Here is a 20268-nt window from a genome sequence, read left to right as displayed (position 1 = left end):
AAAAGGTATTAGGAGAGGTATAAAAGCCTCTCCTAAATACACAAAATGTTACTTTTTTAAGGCGCGAGGTATTTCTGGTTGGTAGAACCATGTGAAGCATGCCGGTTTTATACTGACCGTGGCAACAAAGGCCAGGACACTGAAAAGGGCAGACAGAGCACTGAAATACAGCTTCTTCATTTGCCAGGATCACCTCCCCACTCAGATGGATTCTAACAGTTTGTCTATCCTGGCTACAAAACGGTGACCGGTACGGGTCAGGGAAAAAACCTGCCACAGCATACCCATTTCGGCAGCCAGGATAAGGATTGCCATGTTGGGGCTGGAGAGTACTAGAAGAGCGAGTTGAAGCGTAACAATACCTAACACTGCTGCCGATGAGAGCCAGCGAAAACGTTGCCGTTCCCGTGATGAGGTAATGGGCTTGGCCGGGGAATCCACCGGCGCCAGCCGCCAGACAACCGCAAAAGCCAGTACCCCGCCGGCCAGAACCACCAGGGCCAGTAAAGGGCGTGAGAAAAAGGGTGCAAGATTGGTTGCCAGCGTTCCCAACAAGGGGACAGTCAGGATACTTAAAATAGTACACCGTGCGGGCGATGTACAATGGGCGCCGCCGGAAAAAGAACGCAGAAAGGCGCTGGTAAAAAGTGTTGCCAGGGCGGCTGGCAGGCATCCCGCCAGCCAGGCCACCAGCGATATGCCCAGCAGGGAGATGACGGTTTGAAAGAGGATCAGGAGACTATAGGCCGCAATCTCTTCCTGCTCTTCGGTCAGCGCCAGGGTTTTGCGCAGGTAACCGGCCAGTTCCCGGGAAAGGCTGTAACGAACCATATAGGTCATCACCTGGACACTTGTTCATATTTCCGCCGGTTGAAGTAATTTTTCACCAGGGCCAGCGTTAAGAGGGCCAGCTCATAGGGCAGGCTGAACAGCCCTCTTAAGAGAGGATTTTTAATTACTTGTTCATAGGAAAAATTGGTAAAATTCATTAAGGGTCGAACGCTAATTAATTCAACTATAGTTATAACAATAAAACAAACTATAACGGCAAAAATAATCTTGCTAAAATTTTTACCCGTAAACAACCTGGTGTATATGGCCAGGGAAATGGCCAGAATGACCGTATGCATGCCAAAGGCGATGGGCAGCAGGCGCACCAGGTTGGTGACCGTTTGCAGAAGGGCCACCGCCGCAATTTTTCTCCACTCCAGCGGCAGGCCCAGGAGGGCGAAAACGGCCATGGTCATGACAATGCTTTCCGGCAGGTCCTGAACGGGCAGGGCCAGCAGGGCTTCGGTTAATGTTTCACCAAACATAATTGTATTCTCCGGGTAGGATTAGCCAGTTTCGTACTTTCTTCTCCATAAAAGAAGAAAATCCTTCCTCCTGATGCATAAAGAAACAAAATATTCCTCATTATTACTTCGACATAAAGTTACAAAGTTTTGAGGGGTAAGCCTTGGAATGAAGCCGGCTTACCCCCGGTGTTTTCGGGTTACTCCATGTCTGCGACCGCTCCCAGAACGGCTGCAGAAACCATGGGGTTATTTTGTAATTTTAAAAGATCGGCCGGTTTGCCGCAAACCACCAGGCCGTAGTAGCGGATACCATTTTTCTGCAGATAATCGGCCGTACGCCCGAGCAGCTGGGAAGAATAGCTGGGAATCTTGCTTAGACGCTGCAATTCGGCCGGAAATTTTTCTTCAGTAAACCTGAACTCCGCGCCTTCCCCGTCCGGGAACCCACCCAGGGGCAGGCCCACCAGCCGGTGGGCCAGGCTGTATGCCGCAGAGGGGTTTTTCCTGCCCGCCTTCTCAATTTCCTCACTGCTGTAGGCGGAAATGGCGCCCCAGAGCGGCTCCACCCCCCTGGGAAGCAGGGCGAACATCTCCTTCCTGGTCAGCAGGCGGTTAAAGGACAGGGCCATTTCTACCGTTTTACCGGCGGGTATGTCTTTCAGGCGGTCAAACTGGCGGGGAAGCTGGTCGTGGGTTACCGCCGGATGGAAAAACCTAAGCCGCGGGACTGCGCCGGGCAGCAGGTATTCCCGGCCGCCCACCTGCAGTACGGTGTGGTCGGGCTCCCAGAACATTTCCCCGCCCCAAACCTGGTATTCCACCCTGGTGGTGCCTACGTAAACGGGGCGGTTGCCCACCATCCGGACCAGGTAGTATTCCCTTTGCTGCCCCAGCCAGCCCACATCCTGCCAGGAGCCGCGGATGGCGATGGTATTGGGTGTGCTGTACCGGACCAGGTCGGGGTAATAACTGTCGATGCGGTTTCCCTGTACGTTCAGGAGGTGCCTGGTCCATATGAACAGGAGCGCGAAACTTACTCCCATCACTCCCAGGGCAATCAGTATCGTGCGCAGGGCACTGTGCCACCGCACCCGGCGCAAAAAGCGCCGCTCATCCCATAAAGATTGTTCTTCCGTATTCCCGGCCGGTGCTCCTGAAGTTTCACTTTCTTTTTCGCTCATGTTAAAATTTTTTTCGGTCATGATCAGCCCTCCCAGAGCTTGATGAATTCCTCTTTGAACTTTTGCCTGGCCCGGAAAAGCCTTACCTTGACGGTTCCGGGCTTTATTTTCAGGACGGAGGCTATTTCCTGCGTGCTCAGGCCCAGGTTGTACTTCAGCGCCAGCAGGGTACGTTCCGGGGGGCTCAAGCGGTTCAGCGCAGCCGCCACCGCCTCCCGGGTCTCCCCGGCGAGCGCGTCTTCCTCCGGTCCCCGTGTTCCGTCCGCAAGCTCTGCCGCAGGAAAATTGACCAGCACCACCCCTTTGGGGGAGCGGCGCAGCCAGTCAATGTACTTGTGGCGGGCGACGGTTAAAAGCCAGGCTTTTAGTTTTCCCGGCCGCACCCCGTCCAGGTGGAGGTAGGCTGCCACCAGCGTCTCCTGGGTCAGATCCTCGACATCTTCCCGGGAAAGTCCCAGGCCGCTGTAGTAGCGGAAAATTAAGCGGTACAATTCCTGCCACAAGGGGCCCCTCTCCTTCAGGAATTGTTTTGCCGGCCGGCCCGATGGCATCCGGCACGGGGTTTTAGTGAAAAAGAATTCTTTTTCGCCTATAAAGACGGTGGACAACCAGGAAAGGTTACAAAAAAACGCACCCCCTGCTATATCACAGGGGGGGTCCTGGTTTTCTCCGTCGGGGTCCAAAGGTGCCTTATATTGTGCCGGTCGGGCGTTGCGTGCTCATCAACTCTCCTCCCGAAACTCCAGCGCCGCGTCGCCTGCCGGAATGCGGGCCAGCACGCAGGGGTGGGTGATTACCTGGGCTACCACGCTACCGGGTGGCGGGCCGGCAACCCGGTAATGCACCGTTATTTTACCCCGGCCATCATCGTGGATGCCGGTAATCTCCACCCTGTAGCCGGCGGTAGGTTTTTCTCCGGCCGCAATGAAAATGTAGCGCCACTGCCCGGAAGTCAGCGAGCCCGTGAAAGGCCGCCGGCTGTTCTCCATCGCCCACTTTTTAACTTCTCCGGGGATGGTGATGGCATCCTGAGCGCCCCATGGATTCCCGGCATCTCCGTCAACCAGTACCTTATAGGGCATGGCCGACCCGTAAGGGCGTGTGTTTACGTAAAAAGGTGATTTCATTTTCTCCAGGAGTTTTTGCGCCTTGTCAGCCACGTCGCCCCGGGGATACTCGCGAATGATCCTTTCCAGATAAGCGGCGTCCCCGGTGTAGGCGCCCAGGACCAGCAGGGCCTCGTCGGCCATGGAGTTATCCGGATATTCATTAAGGAACTGCCGGTAGATGGAGATTATTTTTTGTCTCACTTCCGAGGGGGTAAAGGCAAACCAGGCATCCTGGCCCCACTGGTCCAGGCCGATGTAACATAAACCCAGGGAGTAAAGCGCCTTTGCCTTCAGTTCCGGCCCGGAGGCGGGGTGGCTGTAAACCTGCCGGAAAAACGGCAGGCTGTGGTTGTAGTTGATCATTTCCCGGGCAAAGGCCGCCATTTCCGCCGGCGCCCGGCCTGAGGCGGTGGCGTTGATATAACCGAGCCAGTTGTACCACTGTCGCTCCCCCGCCCAGAGGTGGTTGTAGTAGAGGAGCTGGTCGTGGTAGATGGCCGCCGCCAGGTCGTACAGGCGGGCGGGATCCCGGGTTTTTTCCCACTGTTCTTTGCGACCGGCCAGCTCTTTCACCCTGGCCAGTTGCTTCTCCACGGCGCCCCAGAAATCGTATGGGGAGGCGGCGGTTGTATATGGTAAGAGTTCCTGGCTGGCCGGTTTCCCCTCCTCTTTATATTTTCTTAGCATTTCTTCCAGTGCACCGGCTGCCTGCCGGTAGTCGTCCCGCCGGATTTGCTTGACGCCCAGGGAATAGGAGGTCATCAGGCGTAAAGCCGGATCCAGGTCCTGCAAAGGCAGTTCCCTTAACTGCTCATAAGTCATTCGCACATCCAGGACATAGACCAGACGGCCGGAAGCGTGGTAACGCATATCCCCGTCGGGCAAGGTGCGGGCTTTTTGTAACATGTTCAGGGCCTCGGCCCAGCGCCCCTCTATTTCGTAACAGCGGGCCAGGCGGTAGGCGGCGTCGTCAGCGGCCGGGTGGCGGGAGAATTCCTGCAAAAATTTTTCCCACCCGGGGATCTCCCGCTCTGGATCGTATTGTTCATCGCCGTAAGAATACACTCCCCAGTCCTTTTGATATTTTTCCCGGCGCGCCAGCTCAAAGTAAGGTTCGCCCCGTACTTCTTCGTAGGCCTTAATACCCCGCGCCAGGTAGCTTTGCGGGTACTTTTCGACTGCCTCTTTCAGGAACTGCCAGTCCAGCCGGCTAAAACCCGCATCGTCGTTTCCAACTGGCCAAGCAGCCATTCCGTTTTTGTCCGTATCTTCCACGAATTTATTCAGGGCCTCCTTTACCCCCAGTTGATAGAGGGTGTAAAGGCACTGCTGGCGGATGGAGGGCAGGGAGTCCGTTGCGGCCGTTTTCCACAGCCACTGAACGACTGCATCCCTGGCGGTGCCTTTTAACGACCAGCGGGCGGCGTTGCCGGCTTCCTGTATAAAGCCTGCTTTTTCCTTTTCCGAGGCAAGGCTATGATAAACTTCGTCGACGGCAGCCAGCGCCTTTTCCCCGTCCATTTTATACAGGTTGAAAAGCTGCCGGGAACGGGCGGCGGCATCCCGTTCCTTTTCCTGCGCCTGTTGCGAAGGGGTTTTCCGGGTTCCCGCTTCCTGCCCGCAGCCGGCCGCACCGGTTACCAGCGCCGCTCCCAGGAGCAGGCAGGCGGCAATGTATTTACAGGTTTTCTTAACGTCCACTCCGGTCATCTCCCATCTTGATATTTTTTGGTTAATTAAATATCATTTTCATTTAATGGTTCCGGATTAAGAAAGCATCAGGCTATTGAATTCTTAATTGTTTAAGTCTTTCAGGGCCTGCCGGGGCTTATCCCAGCCGGGCAGGTAGAGCAGGGCCTTCTGGAAATAATCGGCAGCCCTTTGTTTCTGTCCCAGCCTGGCGTAGACCTCACCCGCTTCATAACAGGCCACGGCCACCATGCGGGGGGAGAGATGGGCGCCTATAAAACCCGGCGTTTCGTAGTCCTTTCCGGTGTTTGCTTGCGGGCGGGGGAGGTTTTTTTCACCCGCGGTGACGATTTCCCGGTAGGTGAAAGCAGCCTCCTTGTAGCTTCCCAGGCCGGCTAAAGCCCGTGCTTTAACCAGTTGGAAGCCGTACATGGAAGGGGGATTTTCCTTATTTGCTGCTATTCCCTTTTCGGCTGCTTCCAGGGCCTGCCGGTATTCTCCCACCTTGACCAGGGCGTCCGCCAGGTAGTACCAGTAAAAGCTGGCCTGCGGGTGTTCCCGCACCTTCTCCCGGTAGTAATCAACCACCACCGGGAAATAGGCGGGGTATACATCTTCAGCGGGGATTAAGTTTTTCCCATCCCAGCGCAGCACATCTACGGCCATGGCATCACCGGTGTCCTTGACCCAGACGGCCAGTTCCTGCCGGCCGTCCTTACGTTTTGCACCGGCCAGATCCTTCACTTCCAGGCGGTGGTAACCCGTGCCGGCAATTTTTTTCAGGTTCCCATCCTGCCAGGCCAGAATGTCCAGGCCGTTGCCCGCCGAGGCGCCAATGGCCCAGCCGATGAGCAATTCATCCCGGCCGTCACCGGTAATGTCGGCCAGCTGCAGCCGTTCCAAACTATATCCGCCTTCTTCCTGCCATAACTTTGCCCACCCGCCACTTTTTTCTTCCAGCACCAGCACCCCCGCACTGCCCTGGCTCGTACGGTAACCGGCAATAATTTCCGGCCGACCGTCATGGTTTAAGTCTCCGGTTTCCACCAGTTTCCGGGTGCTCTGGTCCACGGTTCCCGCCGGTTCCGGGGCTAAAAGGTGCGCGCCGGTGGGTAAAAAGGTCTGCACAATCTTAAGCAGGTCATTTTGATTTTCCGCCTTCTTTTCAGCGGCAGTGCCGGCGCCCGCTCCCGGGGGCTTGATCAATGCCGCGGGGGTAGGGAAGTGGGTGCAGGCACTGAGGAATAGACATCCCGCAATAAAAAGGGGCACAATTTTCTTGCGCATGGTCACCATCCCTTTATGTTTAGTGTTTTGTCATCCCCTGTATATCTGGACTGATTGAGCCTGCAATAAGTTCCCCAAAAGAAAAAAGCCCCTGGTATAATCCCCCGGCGGGGACCAGATGGCGTTATCATATAAAATACCGTTTAAGAGAAAAAATTAGTGTAAATAACGCCCCGATTTTGGTCTGGCAATGGTATCAAAATTTTTAATTGCTGTCTTAGCTCTTCTCCCTGCAAATTGTTTCACTTTAAGATTGCAGCTCCGCCAGCCCCTGCGCCAGGGTCCTGGGTTTAAAACCGAAATATTTTTCTACAGCCTCCGGGTCGGTAATATTGTCCAGCTCCATTTGCTTTAATTCCACGGAAGTTACCGGCGGATCGGGCAGCAGGCGTTCCATAACCGGGACCACAAGGCGCATCAGGGCCAGAGGGACGGGCAGTTTGATCCGCCGCCGGCCCCGGCTGGCCAGCCAGATATCCAGCATCTGGCCGTAGGTCAGGTGCTCCGGCCCCCCGATTTCGTAAGTTTGTCCTGTGGAAGCCGGGTTGTTCAGGGCGAGGACGACGCAGCGGGCCAGGTCATCGGCGGCCAGGGGCTGAAAGCGGGTGGAAGCGGCGGGAACCGGGGCAAAGGGGGGAGGGCTCATCCTTAAGGACTGGTCCATGCGGTCGAAAAAGCCGAAACCCCGGCCGTAGAGAACGGAAGGACGGAAGATGGTCCATTCCAGGCTGCTCCGGCGCACAGCTTCTTCACCCAGCCACTTGGAATAGGCGTAGCGGTAGGCCGGGTCCGGGCCCACACCCAGGGCGCTCATGTGGACGAAACGCCGGCAGCCGGCCTTTTCGGCGGCGGCAACCATGTTGCGCGTGCCCCGGACATTGACGCTCTCAAAGGTAACCGGCCCCTTTTCCCGGATTACCGCCACCAGATGGACCACTGCCCCGGCGCCGCGGCAGGCCTCATCCAGGGAAGAGGGGTCGGTAACATCCCCGGTAGAGAACTCAACCTCGTTACCCAGCAGGGAGCGGGCTTTTTCCCTGTCCCGCACCAGGCAGCGCACCCGGTAACCCGCCTGCACCAGTGCCGGGACAATGTGCCGGCCCACCAGACCGGTAGCTCCGGTAACCAGAATCATGTGTTTCCACCTCCATTATCGATTTTCCGGCTCCTCCAGCCCGCGTTCCCGGCTGTAAGCAAGGTGACAGAGAATGATCTTTTCCCGGGGTGTGTCCAGGGTGGAAAATAAGCGGGGATGGTGGAAGAACCATTCGGCAGGCACCTTAACCTTTAGTCCCCCCGGGGCAACCGGTTGGGCAAAAAGCTCTTCCCGCCACAATTCAGCCGGGATGACGTCGATTAACCGTTCCCGGGGCGGCCACAGGCTTACCAGGGGGGATGGGTCGAAACGTACCTCCCGGGGTGAATGGCCGAACAGGGTACAGGCGCGGAATATTTCTTCCAGGTTGGTGGGCAGGTGTTTATTTTGCACATATTCCTCTTCCAGGATGGTTTCCAGGAAGCCCGGGGTAACGGGCAGGGGTTGCGCAGGTGCCGGGGAAGAGTGGAGCACCAGCACCCCGGGTCCAGGGCTGCCGCTGTTCCTGTTCTCCGGGCGTGTCGGGTCGGTATCCGTGCGCCAGAGGGGATAACTGTGCCGCAGCAGAATGGTGGGGCCGGCACTCCCCGTATGCACGACATCGCATGGAGGAGGCCCGGCGGGATCAATATCTCCACCGGTTATTAACAACCAGGGGCCGGGTTTTTCCCCCAGGGACATTATTTCTCTTTCCAGCCTTTCCCGGTCTTCGTGGGTGAACAGGGAATGATAAAGGAAAACCGGGCACCCGGGCAGGACCGATTTGAGCTGGCGGGCGATTTGCCTTGCCTTTCGGGCAGACGGGGCATGGACCACCTGTCTGAAGCCCAGGCGGTAGTATTCCCGGATCAGCTCCGGCTGTTTGTCCCGGCAGCGGATCAGCTCAAAGAGAGGCCCGTTGTGCCCGGAAACGTGATCATCCACCACATAACCCGCACCCTCCAGGTATTTTTTTAATGCCGGGGCCATTACCGTATCAAGAATTAGATGGGGGACCTTCATTTTCCGCAGCAGGGCCAGGGCGTCCAGGGCGTAAGGAAAGGCCGGGCTTGCCGGCTCGGGCAGCCCGTCGATAACTACCACCGCCTGCATCAGGTTGCCCAGGATGTAATCGGCCTGCCGTAATCCATGGACCAGGGAAAAAACCAGGTGATCCAGGGTGGCCACCGTTACCGGGCAGGCAAAAATGCTTTCCCTGGAATTGCTGGCCGTACCGTTGAAACGGCTGGTTTCCGGGGGCAGCCCCCAGGAGTGGGGGTCGTTCCCGTAATAACTCGCGGCGTGAACCAGGGCCACCTGTTCCGCGCCAAAGAAACGGGCCAGCCGGCGGCGGGTGAAGCCGGAGGCGATCTGTCCCGGGCAGACCCAGACCAGTTTTTCCCGGCATCTTTCCCGCCCCAGGGACGCGGCCCGGGTTAGGGCCAGCGTCACCCTCCCGGAGCCGGGGGGTGCCAGGAGCAGCAAAAACCCGTCGCCTGATGCAGCACCGGCTGTTTTAACCGCCGCTACAAGAGGCGGCCGGTTAAGGGCCGGGCGGTCGTTAGCCGGCCCGGGGTGATGGGGTCCTGAATTCCTGTCCTGTGTATTAACCCCGCTCCTTAATATTGATCCGCAAACCGTGCCGCCGGCCAGGCGGGCCCGGTGAAATGCCCGGCTGGACTGGCTGTCGCAGTATTTTAAAAGGGTAATGGCAAAGCAATACACGGCTTTGGTTCGCGCGGCGTTTTCCCACAGTTCAACCCCCTGCTGCAGCCGGGCCACTTCCTCCTGCAGTTTTTCCCTTAAACCGGCTCCGGTAATCCAGGCGGGGGGTCGGAAAACCGGCCGGGCGGAAAGGGGAAAGATATCCTTGAAGTAACGGTTATACAGGTCCCGGTAGTTTTGCAGGTAGTCTTTTATCTGTTCGGTCAGGTAGTTTACCCGGGGAAGCAGTTCAAAGCTGGAATAAAGGTGGTTGAAAGGCTGGGTGTGGTGGGTAAGTACCAGGATCCTGACCAGGAGATTGTATTCCGGCGGCAGATCCGTTTCCACCAGGGGCAGGCTGAAGAAGGTATGGGAAAGCTCCCGGCTGAGTTCTTCTTTCATCAGCCGTTCTTGAAATTCCCGGGTGGCCTTGCCGATATCATGCAGAAACAGGGCGCAAAAAAGGATCTGGCAAAAATGGGTAAATGGCAGGTCCTGCTCGTCCACCAACCTCTGCACCGCCGGGCGGTGTTCCCGCAGGTAACGGGACAGAACAATCAGGGCGTCTTCCGTGTGGCCGGCGAGGGTTTGATATACTTCCATGCCCGCGCGTTTTTTGGCCAGGAGGGGAAAAGGCATGGTCGAACACCTTAAGATCAAAATTTTTATTACATATTACTCCAGGGGATAAATGAAAACAAGGGTAATGTGCAATCCAGGAAGGAATTGAGGAACGAAAAACCGAAAAACTAAGTTCGGGCATGCGGAAGAAGAAAACAAATCTCACTCCGGAGGAGAAGGGGAGGAATCAGGGCTTGGAACGGATCTGGGCACCGTGGCGAACGGTCTACGTTGGCAAGCAAAAAGGAGATGGCTGTATTTTTTGTGAGAAGTTGCATTCTACGGAAGATGAGGCCAATTACGTGCTCCTGCGGGGGCGGGAGACCTTTGTGCTGCTTAACCTGTATCCTTATACCAACGGGCATCTGTTGATTGCTCCTAAAAGGCATGTGGGTGAATTGACAGAACTTACGGATGGGGAATTGCTGGAGCTGGGCCAGATGACCCAGCGGGCGGTTTCCCTCTTGAGGGCGGCCTTTAACCCCGACGGTTTCAACATCGGGGTCAACCTGGGCAGTATTGCCGGTGCCGGTGTGCCGGGCCATTTCCATATTCACGTGGTGCCCCGCTGGGCCGGGGATACCAACTTCATGCCTGTTCTGGGGGACGTGCGGGTTATTTCCGAAGCCCTGGACACCACCTACCGCAAGCTTAAAGAAGCCCTGGCCGGGAAAAAAGATCTGAGGTAAGAACCGCACTTAAAAGGCAGTGCGCTGGTTCCGGGGGAAGGCCTGGTGCGGTACGGCAGCAGGGGGGAACCAGCGCACTTTCTTTTCCATGTTCAATTTATCCGCGTCTTCGGGTACGACGCTTTCCGGAGCATATTAATATTCCATTCCCGGGTAGGGACGGAGCACCCTTTCATCGATATCGCTTAATGAGGCACATCCGGTGAGGATCATGGCCTGTTTCAGTTCCCCGGTTAGTTTTTCCAGGACAAATTTAACTCCCTCGGTACCGCCGCCGAAAGCTCCGATTACCAGGGGCCGGCCCACCAGCACCGCATCGGCTCCCAGGGCCAGCAGCTTCAAAACGTCTGCTCCCGAACGGACGCCGCCGTCGGCCAGAATGGTCACCCGGCCTTTTACTGCCCGGGCGATGGCCGGCAGCACCTCGGCCGCTCCGGGAGTATGGTCCAGAATGCGCCCGCCGTGGTTTGAGACCACGATGGCCGCCGCCCCTGCATCGGCCGCCAGTTCGGCTTCGTCCACGGTCATAATGCCCTTAACGATGAAGGGAAGGCGGGTGGCGCTGACCAGTTCCCTGAGTTCATCGGCCGTTTTGGGTCCTACCGGTTGTCCGAACAGGGCCATGGTTACCAGACCCGCGCCGTCCACGTCCACTCCCACTGCCGGGGCACCGGCTTCTTCCGCCCGGCGGATGCGCTCGATGATGGCCTGCTGCTCCCGGGGCTTAATTACCGGGATACCGTGTCCCCCTTCGGCAGCGATGGCTTCCAGGCCCGCGTTATAATATTCCGGATCGCCGCCGTCCCCCGACATGCCCAGGGTGCCGGCCTGGCGGGCACCGCTCATGATCATACCGATAAACTGCCGCTCGGTGAGGGCGCCTCCCATGTTATAGCTGACGCCGGTCATGGGTGCGGCAATAATGGGCGTGGAAAGTTCTTTGCCGAACAGGGTCAGGGTGGTATCGGGATTTTTGGCCCCGTGGAGCGTGCGCAGGTTCAGGCGGTAACGGGCCAGGGCCTCTATGTTTGCCTTAAAGGATGCCCCGGTGCCGGTTCCGCCCATCCCGGGAACTTCCCCGGCACAGGCCCGGCCGTCGCAGTTAGGGCATACCCGGCAGTACCCCTTCAATTTTTCCCGGGCTGCTTCCCGCAGTTCGTTCCAGTTCATAACAGCAATACCTCCTGTCTTCAAGTGATCAGACCATATTGTTTAATTCACCCTTCTTTTTCTTTTTCCTGCTTTTTAAAATTGCGGGTTAAAATTGCGGGGCCCAGGCAACCAGGGGTAGCTCGAAAATATGGGCAAAGCCGTCGCTGGCCGGGCGGACCCTGACAGTAAAACCTATGGTGCCCTGGGGCAGGATGAGGTTGCCCCGGTAAAGGTATGCCCCTGTGGATGTTTGCTCCGCCACGGTCATGGGTGTCCTGTTTATGTTGCTCAACTGCCCGTTGGAATGGGAATCAATCAGGCAGAAGGCTCCTGGCATATGTTCAAAGCTTTCGGGGCATTTATCATCCACCCTGCCGTATACTATCTCCACCATGACTTCTTCCGGGGTAAGGGGGCCCAGCCGTACCACGGCCTCAACGGGCAGCGGTTCGCCCACGCCCAGAGCCCGGGTTTCCCCGGCCTTTACGGATTCGATATGCACCAGGGACCAGTTTTCCCTGAGCCTTTCTTTAAAAGCGGCTAAATGCCGTGCTTTTTCGCAGCCGTTGCGGCTGAGGTGCAGGTTTCGCTCCATGGCCGGTACATAGTACTGCTGGCAGTATTCTTTCACCATCCGCTCGGTGTTAAAAAAGGGCGGGATGGTTTGCAGGGACCGTTTCATCAGCTCGATCCAGGCCCGGGGAATTCCCTTCTGGTCCCGGTCGTAATACATGGGAATGATGGTTTCTTCAAGGAGGGCAAAGAGGGAGTGGGCATCGTCCCGGTCCTGGGTTTCGTCATCGTGGTATTCTCTTGCTTCTCCCACGGCAAAGCCGTTTTCCCCATCGTAGGCCTCGGGCCACCAGCCGTCAAGAACACTGCAGTGGATCACCCCGTTTAAGGCTGCTTTCTGGCCGCTGGTACCGCTGGCTTCCAGGGGCCGGCGGGGAGTGTTCAGCCACACATCCACGCCCTGCAGTAAAGACCGGGCCAGGGCTATATCGTAGTCTTCCAGGAGGACCACCCGTCCTTTAAAGGGTTCCTGGTTGGCCAGCTCGTAAATTTGCTTGATCAGTTCCTGTCCCAGGCGGTCTGCCGGGTGGGCCTTGCCCGCAAAGATAAACTGCACGGGATGCTGCGGGTGGGTTACCAGCCGGGCCAGGCGCTCCTTGTCCCGCAGGAGCAGATTGGCCCTCTTATAGGTGGCAAACCGGCGGGCAAAGCCGATGGTCAATATTCCGGGGTCCAGATATTGCTCTATTTCCCGGACCCTCAAGGCCGGTTCCTGGTTGCGCAGGCGCTGGCCGCGCAAATTATCCCGGGCGATGCGGATCATTTTTGCTTTCAGCCGGCAGTGTACCTCCCACAGTTCTTCGGCCGGGATAGCCGTAACCCGTTCCCAGGTCTGCCGGTGGCAGCAGTTCTGCCGCCAGCCGTCTTCCAGGTAGCGGTCAAACAGTTCCTGCAGCTCCGGGGCAAGCCAGCTGTTGATGTGCACGCCGTTGGTGATGGAGGAAATGGGTATCTCCTCCATGGGTATGCCGGGGTAAAAGCGGCGGAACATGCGCCTGGTCACCTGGCCGTGCAGCCGGCTGACCCCGTTGCAGTAGCTGGAAAGGCGCAGGGCCAGGAGGGTCATGTTGAATACCTTTTGCTCTTCATCCCATCCGAGGGCCAGGAAATCTTCCCGGGTCATACCCAGCTGATTATACAGGTGACTGAAATACTTATCGATCATTTCGGCGCTGAACACATCATGTCCGGCCGGAACGGGAGTATGGGTGGTGAAAAGGGTGCCCGCACGGACCGCTTCCACAGCGGCCTTAAGCGGCACTCCCGCCTGGACCAGCTCCCGGATCCTTTCCACGAGCAGGAAGGCAGCGTGGCCTTCGTTGATGTGCCAGGCCAGGGGGTGGATGCCCAGGGCCCGCAGTACCCGAACGCCCCCGATGCCCAGCAGGATCTCCTGGCATATGCGCGTTTCCCGGTCGCCGCCATAGAGCTGGCCGGTTAAGGCCCTGTCGGCCATGTTATTGGCGGTCACATCGGCATCCAGGAGGTAAACGTGTACCCGCCCCACCCGTACCTGCCATATTTTCAGGTAGACGGTCCGGCCGGGTAGTTCTACGGGAACATAAAGCGGGCTGCCGTCGGGGTTGGTAACGGGGGTGATGGGCATCTGGTAAAAATTCAAGCGGGGGTAATGGGCTTCCTGCCAGCCTTCCCGGTTGATGCGCTGGGTGAAATAGCCGCTTTTATAGAGCAGGCCAACTCCCACGAAAGGCAGGCCCAGGTCGCTGGCCGACTTGCAGTGGTCACCGGCCAGCAATCCCAGCCCCCCGGAATAGGTGGGGTGGGATTCGTGAATACCAAACTCCGCGGAAAAGTAGGCGATGACGTGATGCTCATGACCGGGGTAATGGTGACTGAACCAGGTTGGAGCAGATAAATATCGGTCCAGTTCTTCCATTACCTGGCTGTAGAGCAGGAGGTAAGATTCGCTTTTGGCTACTTTTTCCAGCTGTTCCTGGCTGACGTTGAGCAGGAAACAGACGGGGTTGTGTTTTACTTCCTCCCAGAGGGAACTGTTGATGCGCCGGAAGAGTTCCTGGGCCCGGGGATTCCAGCTGAACCAGAGGTTGCGGGCCAGCTCATCCAGGCGGGAGATTTTTTCCGGCAACCTGGGGGCCACCGTAACGGTACGGATAAAATACATATTTTTAGCCTCCTGAAAATTTTGGTCCCAGCCGGTTTCGCCCGCTGAGATACAGGTATTGTATTCCTCACGGGTAGAAATTTTCCTTTTCCCTGGCAAATTTTAAGTAATCATCCTTTTATGCTCCCGTTAAGGGGCAGGATTTTGGAGCAGCTATAGCTAATAATTAGGGGTATTAATTTATAGCCGAGGAGTTGCGATCATGCTATACCGGAGTACCAGAGGGAATAGTGAACCGGTTACAGCCGCCGGAGCCATCAGGCTGGGCATCGCTCCCGACGGGGGATTGTTTGTGCCCGCAGAGGAAGTCTTTGTAAACCCCGGTGAGCTGGCTCTGATGGCCGGCATTTCTTACCAGCAGCGGGCGGTTCGGATTCTGCAGATGTTCCTGACGGACTTTACCCCCGGCGAGATCGGGGATTGTGTTGAGGGTGCGTATGGTGCGGCCAAATTTGACGTACCGGAAGTTGCCCCGCTGGAAAAACTGGATGGACCCCTTTACGTGCTGGAACTGTGGCACGGCCCCACCTGCGCCTTTAAAGATATGGCCCTGCAATTGTTACCCCGGCTTTTGCCCCGGGCGGCAGGGAAGGTGGGAGAAGACCGGGAAATAGCCATCCTGGTGGCCACTTCCGGTGATACGGGCAAGGCCGCCCTGGAGGGGTTCCGGGATGTGCCCGGCACCCGCATCATTGTCTTTTTCCCGGCCCGGGGTGTCAGTGAGGTGCAGCGCCTGCAAATGGTCACCCAGGAGGGCGGCAATGTCCATGTGGTGGCGGTGGATGGCAATTTCGACCAGACCCAGAGCGGGGTGAAGGCAATATTTACCGATCCAGTCGTAATTGAGGCCATCGACCGCCAGGGTTACCGCTTCTCTTCCGCAAATTCCATAAACTGGGGGCGGCTGGTGCCCCAGGTAGTTTATTATTTTTCCGCCTATGCGGATTTGCTGGCCCGGGGAGAGATCAGGCCCGGTGAAACCGTGAATTTTGTGGTGCCCACGGGCAACTTCGGCAACATCCTGGCCGCCTATTATGCCCGGAGGATGGGGTTACCGGTGGGGCGTCTTATTTGCGCGTCCAACCGCAACAATGTGCTGACGGACTTTATCCGTACGGGCATCTACGACCGCACCAGGGAATTTTACCGGACCATCTCCCCGTCCATGGATATTCTCATCTCCAGCAATCTGGAACGCCTTCTTTATGATGTTACCGGTGGTGATGCCGTGCGGGTGCGGGGGTGGATGGAGGAGCTGCAGGAAAAAGGGAGCTACCGGGTGGATGGGGAAACCCTGGAAAAGATCCAGTCCGTCTTCTGGTCCGACTTTGCCGGTGACCCGGCAACCATGGAGACCATCCGCCGGATTTACCGGAAATATGGTTACCTGATGGACACCCATACCGCTGTGGGTATGTATGTTTACGAACGTTATTTAGAGGCCACCGGGGATACCCGTAAGACGGTGCTTGTCTCCACGGCCAGTCCCTTCAAGTTCAATCAAAGCGTGGCTGCGGCCATCCTGGGGGAAGAGGCGGTACGGGGGAAAGGGGAATTTGAACTGCTGGAAATCCTGTCCCGGGTTACCGGGATGCCCGTACCCGGGGGGCTGAAGGACCTGGATAAAAAACCGGTGCGCCACACCCTCATTGTGGCGCCGGGGGAGATGAAACGGGTGGTGCAGGAACTTTTAACCCGGTAAACGCAAGTTGCCGGCAAGTTTTGTCTGCTGCAAACCGGCGCTCCAACAGGAGCAGGTCTTCGCCGGCGCTGGCAATCCGGCCGGCCGGCGGTCGAGCCGTTCCCCGGGGTTGCAGCGGGTGTATTAATCAACCAGTGGGGAGGAACCGGGTATGCCCGTCATAGACCTGGCCCGCCTGCTCGTCAACCTGTCCCTGGCCCTGGATTTTACCCGCCGGGGCTTGCTGCGCCATCACCAGCGGGTGGCCCTGATAGCCCTGCGTCTGGGTGAAGCGGCGGGAATGTCCGGGGATGAACGTTTTGACCTTTTTAAAGCGGCCATCATTCACGATGCCGGGGCGGTTACCTGGCCCGAAAAGGATGCCCTGGAAGTTTTCGACGTGCAGCAACCCTGGGATCACTGCCACCGGGGTTACCGGTTTGTTTCCGATGTAGCTGTTTTATCACCTGCCGCTGAAATTATCCTTTCCCACCACGACCGCTGGCAGGGGGGAAATCCTTCCGGGAATATAAAGGCCGGCATCCCCCTGGCGGCCCGGATCATTCACCTGGCCGACCGGCTGGATGTCTTGCTGAACGACCGGGAATACATCCTGGATCAAAGAGAAACCATTATCAGGCAGATTCAATTGCTTTCGGGAAAAGTTTTTGATCCCGACCTGGTGGATATTTTTATGCAGCTGGCCAGGGCGGAAAGCTTCTGGCTGGATATTACCGCTCCCTGCCTGACCGAAAACCTGCTGGAACTGGTGGGGGAGCACGCTTCCACCATTGACCTTGCCGATCTCATTTCCATAGCCCGGCTTTTTGCCCGGGTCATCGACGCCAAGAGCCCTTTCACCCACCGCCATTCCCGGGGGGTGGCTGCGGTGGCCCGCTACCTGGCCTGGCGCATGGGGATGTCCGACGAGGATTGCCTGTTGATGGAGGTGGCGGGCCTGCTGCATGACCTGGGCAAGTTGACCGTCCCGGAGGATATTCTGGAGAAACCCGGGCGCTTAACCGAAAAGGAATTTAACCGCGTCAAGCAGCATACTTACTATACTTACTGGCTGCTCAAGCCCTTCGATAACCAGCTGCCGGTGGCCCGCTGGGCGGCCTTCCACCACGAAAAAATAAATGGCCAGGGATATCCTTTCCGGCTGTCCGGTTCCCAGTTGTGCCCGGGGGCCAGGATTATGGCGGTAAGTGATATCTTTACGGCTCTGAAGGAGGACCGCCCGTACCGGTCCGGCATGGCCTGGCCGGAGATAGAGCGTATTATTGCCCGGCAGGCCGGGCAGGGTATGCTGGACGGGGATGTGGCGGGGGTGCTTATTAACAGCCGGCGGGAGCTGGAAGAAATATGGGGTGACCTGGTCACTGCCGGGGACCACTGTGCCCTGGGATAAAGATGGGCGTGATAAACGCGGTAATTCTCAGGTGTTTTTCAGGAAAATGGATAACCGGCCGGAGATTTTTCTCTTGAAAAGGAAGGTGGAAATTATGTCTTATCCTCCCCTGGCGGAGCTGGAAACCAGGGTAAAGCGTTTTCAGGAGGTTTTGCGTGCACAGGGCATGGATGGCGCCCTGCTCCTGCAGGGAGCGGATCTGGTTTATTTTTGCGGTACCACCCAGAATGCCCACCTTTATATCCCGGCCCGGGGTCGTGCCCTTTTCATGATCCGCCGGAGCATCCAGCGCGTTGATCCTGCTTTAATCCCGGCGGAAGTGGTGCCCCTGCGCAGGCCGGAAGAAATCCCCGGGCTTCTGGCCGCCCGTGGCCTGGCGGTACCTGAGGTGCTGGGCATGGAACTGGACGTGCTGCCGGTCAACCTGTTTCGCCGTTACGAAAAAATTTTCCCCGGCCGGATTGTCGATTGCTCGTTCCAGATCAGGGAACTGCGGGCTGTAAAGTCGGCATACGAGATCGGCCTTTTAAAAGAGTCTGCGGCCATGATGGACGGTGTCTTTGCCCGGATTCCGGAAATGCTCCGGGAGGGAATGGACGAGCTTGAGCTGGCCGCCCGCCTGGAGGCGGCAGCCCGTTGCGCCGGCCATATGGGCCTGATCCGGGTGCGGGGATTCAACCAGGAGTTCTTCTGGGGCTGTCTCCTGGCGGGGCCCAGCGGCGGGGTGCCCAGTTATTTTGACAGCCCCCTGGGCGGGCCCGGCTTCACACCGGCCTTCCCCTTTGGTGTGGGCAGGCACCGCCTTGCTCCCGGCGAACCGGTGATGGTGGATTACGTAGGGGTGGCCAGCGGCTACCAGGTGGACATGACCCGGGTTTTTGCCCTGGGGTACCTGCCCGAAGACCTGCTCAGAGCCCATGAGACGGCGATAAACATTCAGAATGCCCTGGTGGCGGCGGCCCGGCCGGGAGTAACATGCGGGGAGCTATACGACCTGGCCCTGGAAATGGCCACCGCTGCCGGCCTGGCGGAACACTTCATGGGCTGCGGTGAGCAGGTGCGTTTTGTGGGCCACGGCATCGGTCTGGAATTGAACGAGTTGCCCGTGCTGGCCCGGGGGGCGAAGGATAAGCTGCAGGCGGGTATGGTGCTGGCTATAGAGCCCAAATTTATCTTTCCGGGCCGGGGGGCGGTGGGTATTGAGAATACCTTTGTGGTCCGGGAGCGGGAGCTGGAGAGATTAACCAGGTTCCCGGATGAAGTGGTAATTGTTTAGGTTGAGGTCAGGTTGAGAGCGGGGTATGCTAAAGCCTCGCGGTAAATGGTAATTTTATCCTGGATAAGGGGGTGGTTAATTGCGCTTTGTGATTATCGGCAACAGCGCGGCGGGAGTGGCAGCCGTGGAGACCCTGCGCCGCCTGGGCGGTTACCGGCACCGCATTACGGTGGTAAGCGATGAGCCTGCGGGGGCCTATTCCCGCTGCCTGCTGCCGGATTTGGTGGCGGGGAAACGTACAGAAAATTCCATCAACTTGCGGCCGGCGGAGTTTTACCGGCGGCTGGAGGTGGAACTGCTAGCCGGGGTAGCGGCAGTGGAGGTACGGCCCCGGGAAAAAAGACTGGTTTTGCAGGATGGCCGGGAGTTGGCCTATGACCGCCTGCTGGTGGCCACCGGGGCCAGCCCGGTGCTCCCGGCCGTGCCGGGGACTGAACTGGAAGGGGTGTGTACCCTGCGCACCCTGCGTGATGCCCGGCGGCTGTCCGCCCTGGTCCCACGGGTTTCCGGGGCGGTGGTGGTGGGCGGCGGGCTGGTGGGGTTGAAGGCGGCTCTGGCCTTGAGGCAGGCAGGCCTGGGGCGGGTCACCGTGGTGGTCACCAGCCCGCGGTTGCTCATCCGGCAACTGGATGAAAGGGCGGCGGCCATGGTGGAGCGGGAATTGATCAATGCGGGTATCGATTTTATCTATAACGCCCGGGTAAAGGCCTTTGCTGCCGGGCCAAAAGGCCGCCTGACGGGGGTGGAACTGGAAGACGGCCGGGAACTGCCCGCGGGGCTGGCCGTAGTGGCCAAGGGTGTGCGCCCCAACAGCGGCCTGGTGGAGAAGGCCGGCGGTAAGGTGGGGCAGGGTATTGTGGTAGATGGCAACATGCGCACTTCCCTGGAGGATATTTATGCGGCGGGGGATTGTATCCAGGTAACCGACCGGTTAACCGGGCAAAAGGTCAATTCGGCCCTGTGGACGCTGGCTTTTGAGCAGGGGCGTTACGCGGCGGCCAATATGCTGGGCATGGCCCGTCCCTATCCGGCTCCTCTCACCAGGCTGAACAGCGCCCGCTTTGGGGGGGTGGACGTGGTCTCGGTGGGGAACCTGGAAGGCGAGGAGGTGCTGGCCCATTATGATCCCCTGAGCCGTACCTACCGGCGGCTGGTCTTTAGCGGGGGGCGCCTGGCGGGCTTCATCCTGGCCGGAAGGGTGGATGGCGCAGGGGTCTACACGGCGCTGGTGAAATCGGGCCGCCCGGCCTGGGCTTACCGCCGGCAGTTGCTGGAGGGCCGGGTGGGGAGCGTAGCTCTGGATTTGCTTTTTAAAAGGGATAAAGGTGCTCACAATTCGTATGAGTAAGGGCCATCAATTTATCCGGGAAATTTTCGAA

General features: G+C 58.0%; 16 protein-coding genes. 5 read left to right on the top strand and 11 right to left on the bottom strand.

Going from position 1 to position 20268, the window contains the following annotated elements:
- Nucleotides 1-48: 48 nt before the first annotated feature.
- From BR83_RS16570 to BR83_RS0101790, 9 genes are all read right to left on the bottom strand, one after another.
- Nucleotides 49-180 carry a cyclic lactone autoinducer peptide gene (locus BR83_RS16570; protein WP_084327033.1) on the bottom strand — a complete coding sequence of 44 codons (132 nt, stop codon included), beginning with the start codon at nt 178-180 and terminating at the stop codon, nt 49-51.
- A 21-nt stretch (nt 181-201) separates the two neighbouring features.
- Entirely contained in the window at nt 202-831 is a 630-nt protein-coding gene (locus tag BR83_RS0101820; RefSeq protein WP_027355644.1) for an accessory gene regulator ArgB-like protein, read from the bottom strand.
- Nucleotides 832-839: 8 nt separating this feature from the next.
- Nucleotides 840-1316 carry a hypothetical protein gene (locus BR83_RS0101815; protein ID WP_027355643.1) on the bottom strand — a complete coding sequence of 159 codons (477 nt, stop codon included), beginning with the start codon at nt 1314-1316 and terminating at the stop codon, nt 840-842.
- A gap of 179 nt (nt 1317-1495) precedes the next feature.
- Nucleotides 1496-2500 carry an anti sigma factor C-terminal domain-containing protein gene (locus BR83_RS0101810; protein WP_051617729.1) on the bottom strand — a complete coding sequence of 335 codons (1005 nt, stop codon included), beginning with the start codon at nt 2498-2500 and terminating at the stop codon, nt 1496-1498.
- Nucleotides 2501-2502: 2 nt separating this feature from the next.
- The gene (locus tag BR83_RS0101805) at nt 2503-2982 is read right to left on the bottom strand and encodes an RNA polymerase sigma factor (RefSeq protein WP_027355641.1); all 480 of its coding nucleotides are present in this window, start codon (nt 2980-2982) and stop codon (nt 2503-2505) included.
- A 219-nt stretch (nt 2983-3201) separates the two neighbouring features.
- Nucleotides 3202-5289 (bottom strand): protease complex subunit PrcB family protein, encoded by a 2088-nt coding sequence (locus BR83_RS14775; protein ID WP_242839601.1) that lies wholly within the window; start codon nt 5287-5289, stop codon nt 3202-3204.
- Between the two features lie 93 nt (nt 5290-5382).
- Nucleotides 5383-6564, bottom strand: a complete 1182-nt coding sequence (locus BR83_RS14770; protein WP_157832944.1) for a tetratricopeptide repeat protein — start codon at nt 6562-6564, stop codon at nt 5383-5385.
- 247 nt (nt 6565-6811) lie between these two features.
- Nucleotides 6812-7699, bottom strand: a complete 888-nt coding sequence (locus BR83_RS0101795; protein WP_027355640.1) for an SDR family oxidoreductase — start codon at nt 7697-7699, stop codon at nt 6812-6814.
- A gap of 15 nt (nt 7700-7714) precedes the next feature.
- On the bottom strand, nt 7715-9982 hold the full coding sequence (locus BR83_RS0101790) for a CRISPR-associated endonuclease Cas3'' (RefSeq protein ID WP_027355639.1): 2268 nt from the start codon (nt 9980-9982) through the stop codon (nt 7715-7717).
- A 176-nt stretch (nt 9983-10158) separates the two neighbouring features.
- Here BR83_RS0101790 and BR83_RS0101785 point away from each other — a divergent pair, with 176 nt between their 5' ends.
- Complete coding sequence (locus tag BR83_RS0101785) at nt 10159-10653, top strand: HIT family protein (RefSeq protein WP_027355638.1); 495 nt, start codon at nt 10159-10161, stop codon at nt 10651-10653.
- A 135-nt stretch (nt 10654-10788) separates the two neighbouring features.
- Here BR83_RS0101785 and BR83_RS0101780 read toward each other — a convergent pair whose 3' ends face one another.
- Nucleotides 10789-11823 (bottom strand): alpha-hydroxy-acid oxidizing protein, encoded by a 1035-nt coding sequence (locus BR83_RS0101780; RefSeq protein ID WP_027355637.1) that lies wholly within the window; start codon nt 11821-11823, stop codon nt 10789-10791.
- Nucleotides 11824-11911: 88 nt separating this feature from the next.
- Entirely contained in the window at nt 11912-14521 is a 2610-nt protein-coding gene (gene glgP / locus BR83_RS0101775; RefSeq protein WP_027355636.1) for an alpha-glucan family phosphorylase, read from the bottom strand.
- Between the two features lie 202 nt (nt 14522-14723).
- Between glgP and thrC the strand changes: the two genes are divergently transcribed.
- The 4 genes from thrC (at nt 14724) to BR83_RS14765 (ending at nt 20237) form a co-directional block, all read left to right on the top strand.
- Nucleotides 14724-16223, top strand: coding sequence for a threonine synthase (gene thrC, locus BR83_RS0101770; protein ID WP_027355635.1), 1500 nt, complete (start codon nt 14724-14726; stop codon nt 16221-16223).
- A gap of 151 nt (nt 16224-16374) precedes the next feature.
- On the top strand, nt 16375-17613 hold the full coding sequence (locus BR83_RS0101765) for an HD-GYP domain-containing protein (protein WP_027355634.1): 1239 nt from the start codon (nt 16375-16377) through the stop codon (nt 17611-17613).
- Between the two features lie 46 nt (nt 17614-17659).
- Complete coding sequence (locus BR83_RS0101760) at nt 17660-18889, top strand: M24 family metallopeptidase (protein WP_456072963.1); 1230 nt, start codon at nt 17660-17662, stop codon at nt 18887-18889.
- An 88-nt stretch (nt 18890-18977) separates the two neighbouring features.
- Nucleotides 18978-20237 carry an NAD(P)/FAD-dependent oxidoreductase gene (locus tag BR83_RS14765; RefSeq protein ID WP_242655795.1) on the top strand — a complete coding sequence of 420 codons (1260 nt, stop codon included), beginning with the start codon at nt 18978-18980 and terminating at the stop codon, nt 20235-20237.
- Nucleotides 20238-20268: the final 31 nt, after the last annotated feature.

Origin of the sequence: Desulfofundulus thermocisternus DSM 10259 (genome assembly GCF_000686645.1) — a bacterium.
Lineage (GTDB): Bacteria > Bacillota > Desulfotomaculia > Desulfotomaculales > Desulfovirgulaceae > Desulfofundulus > Desulfofundulus australicus.
This window is presented reverse-complemented; position numbering and strand designations above follow the sequence as displayed.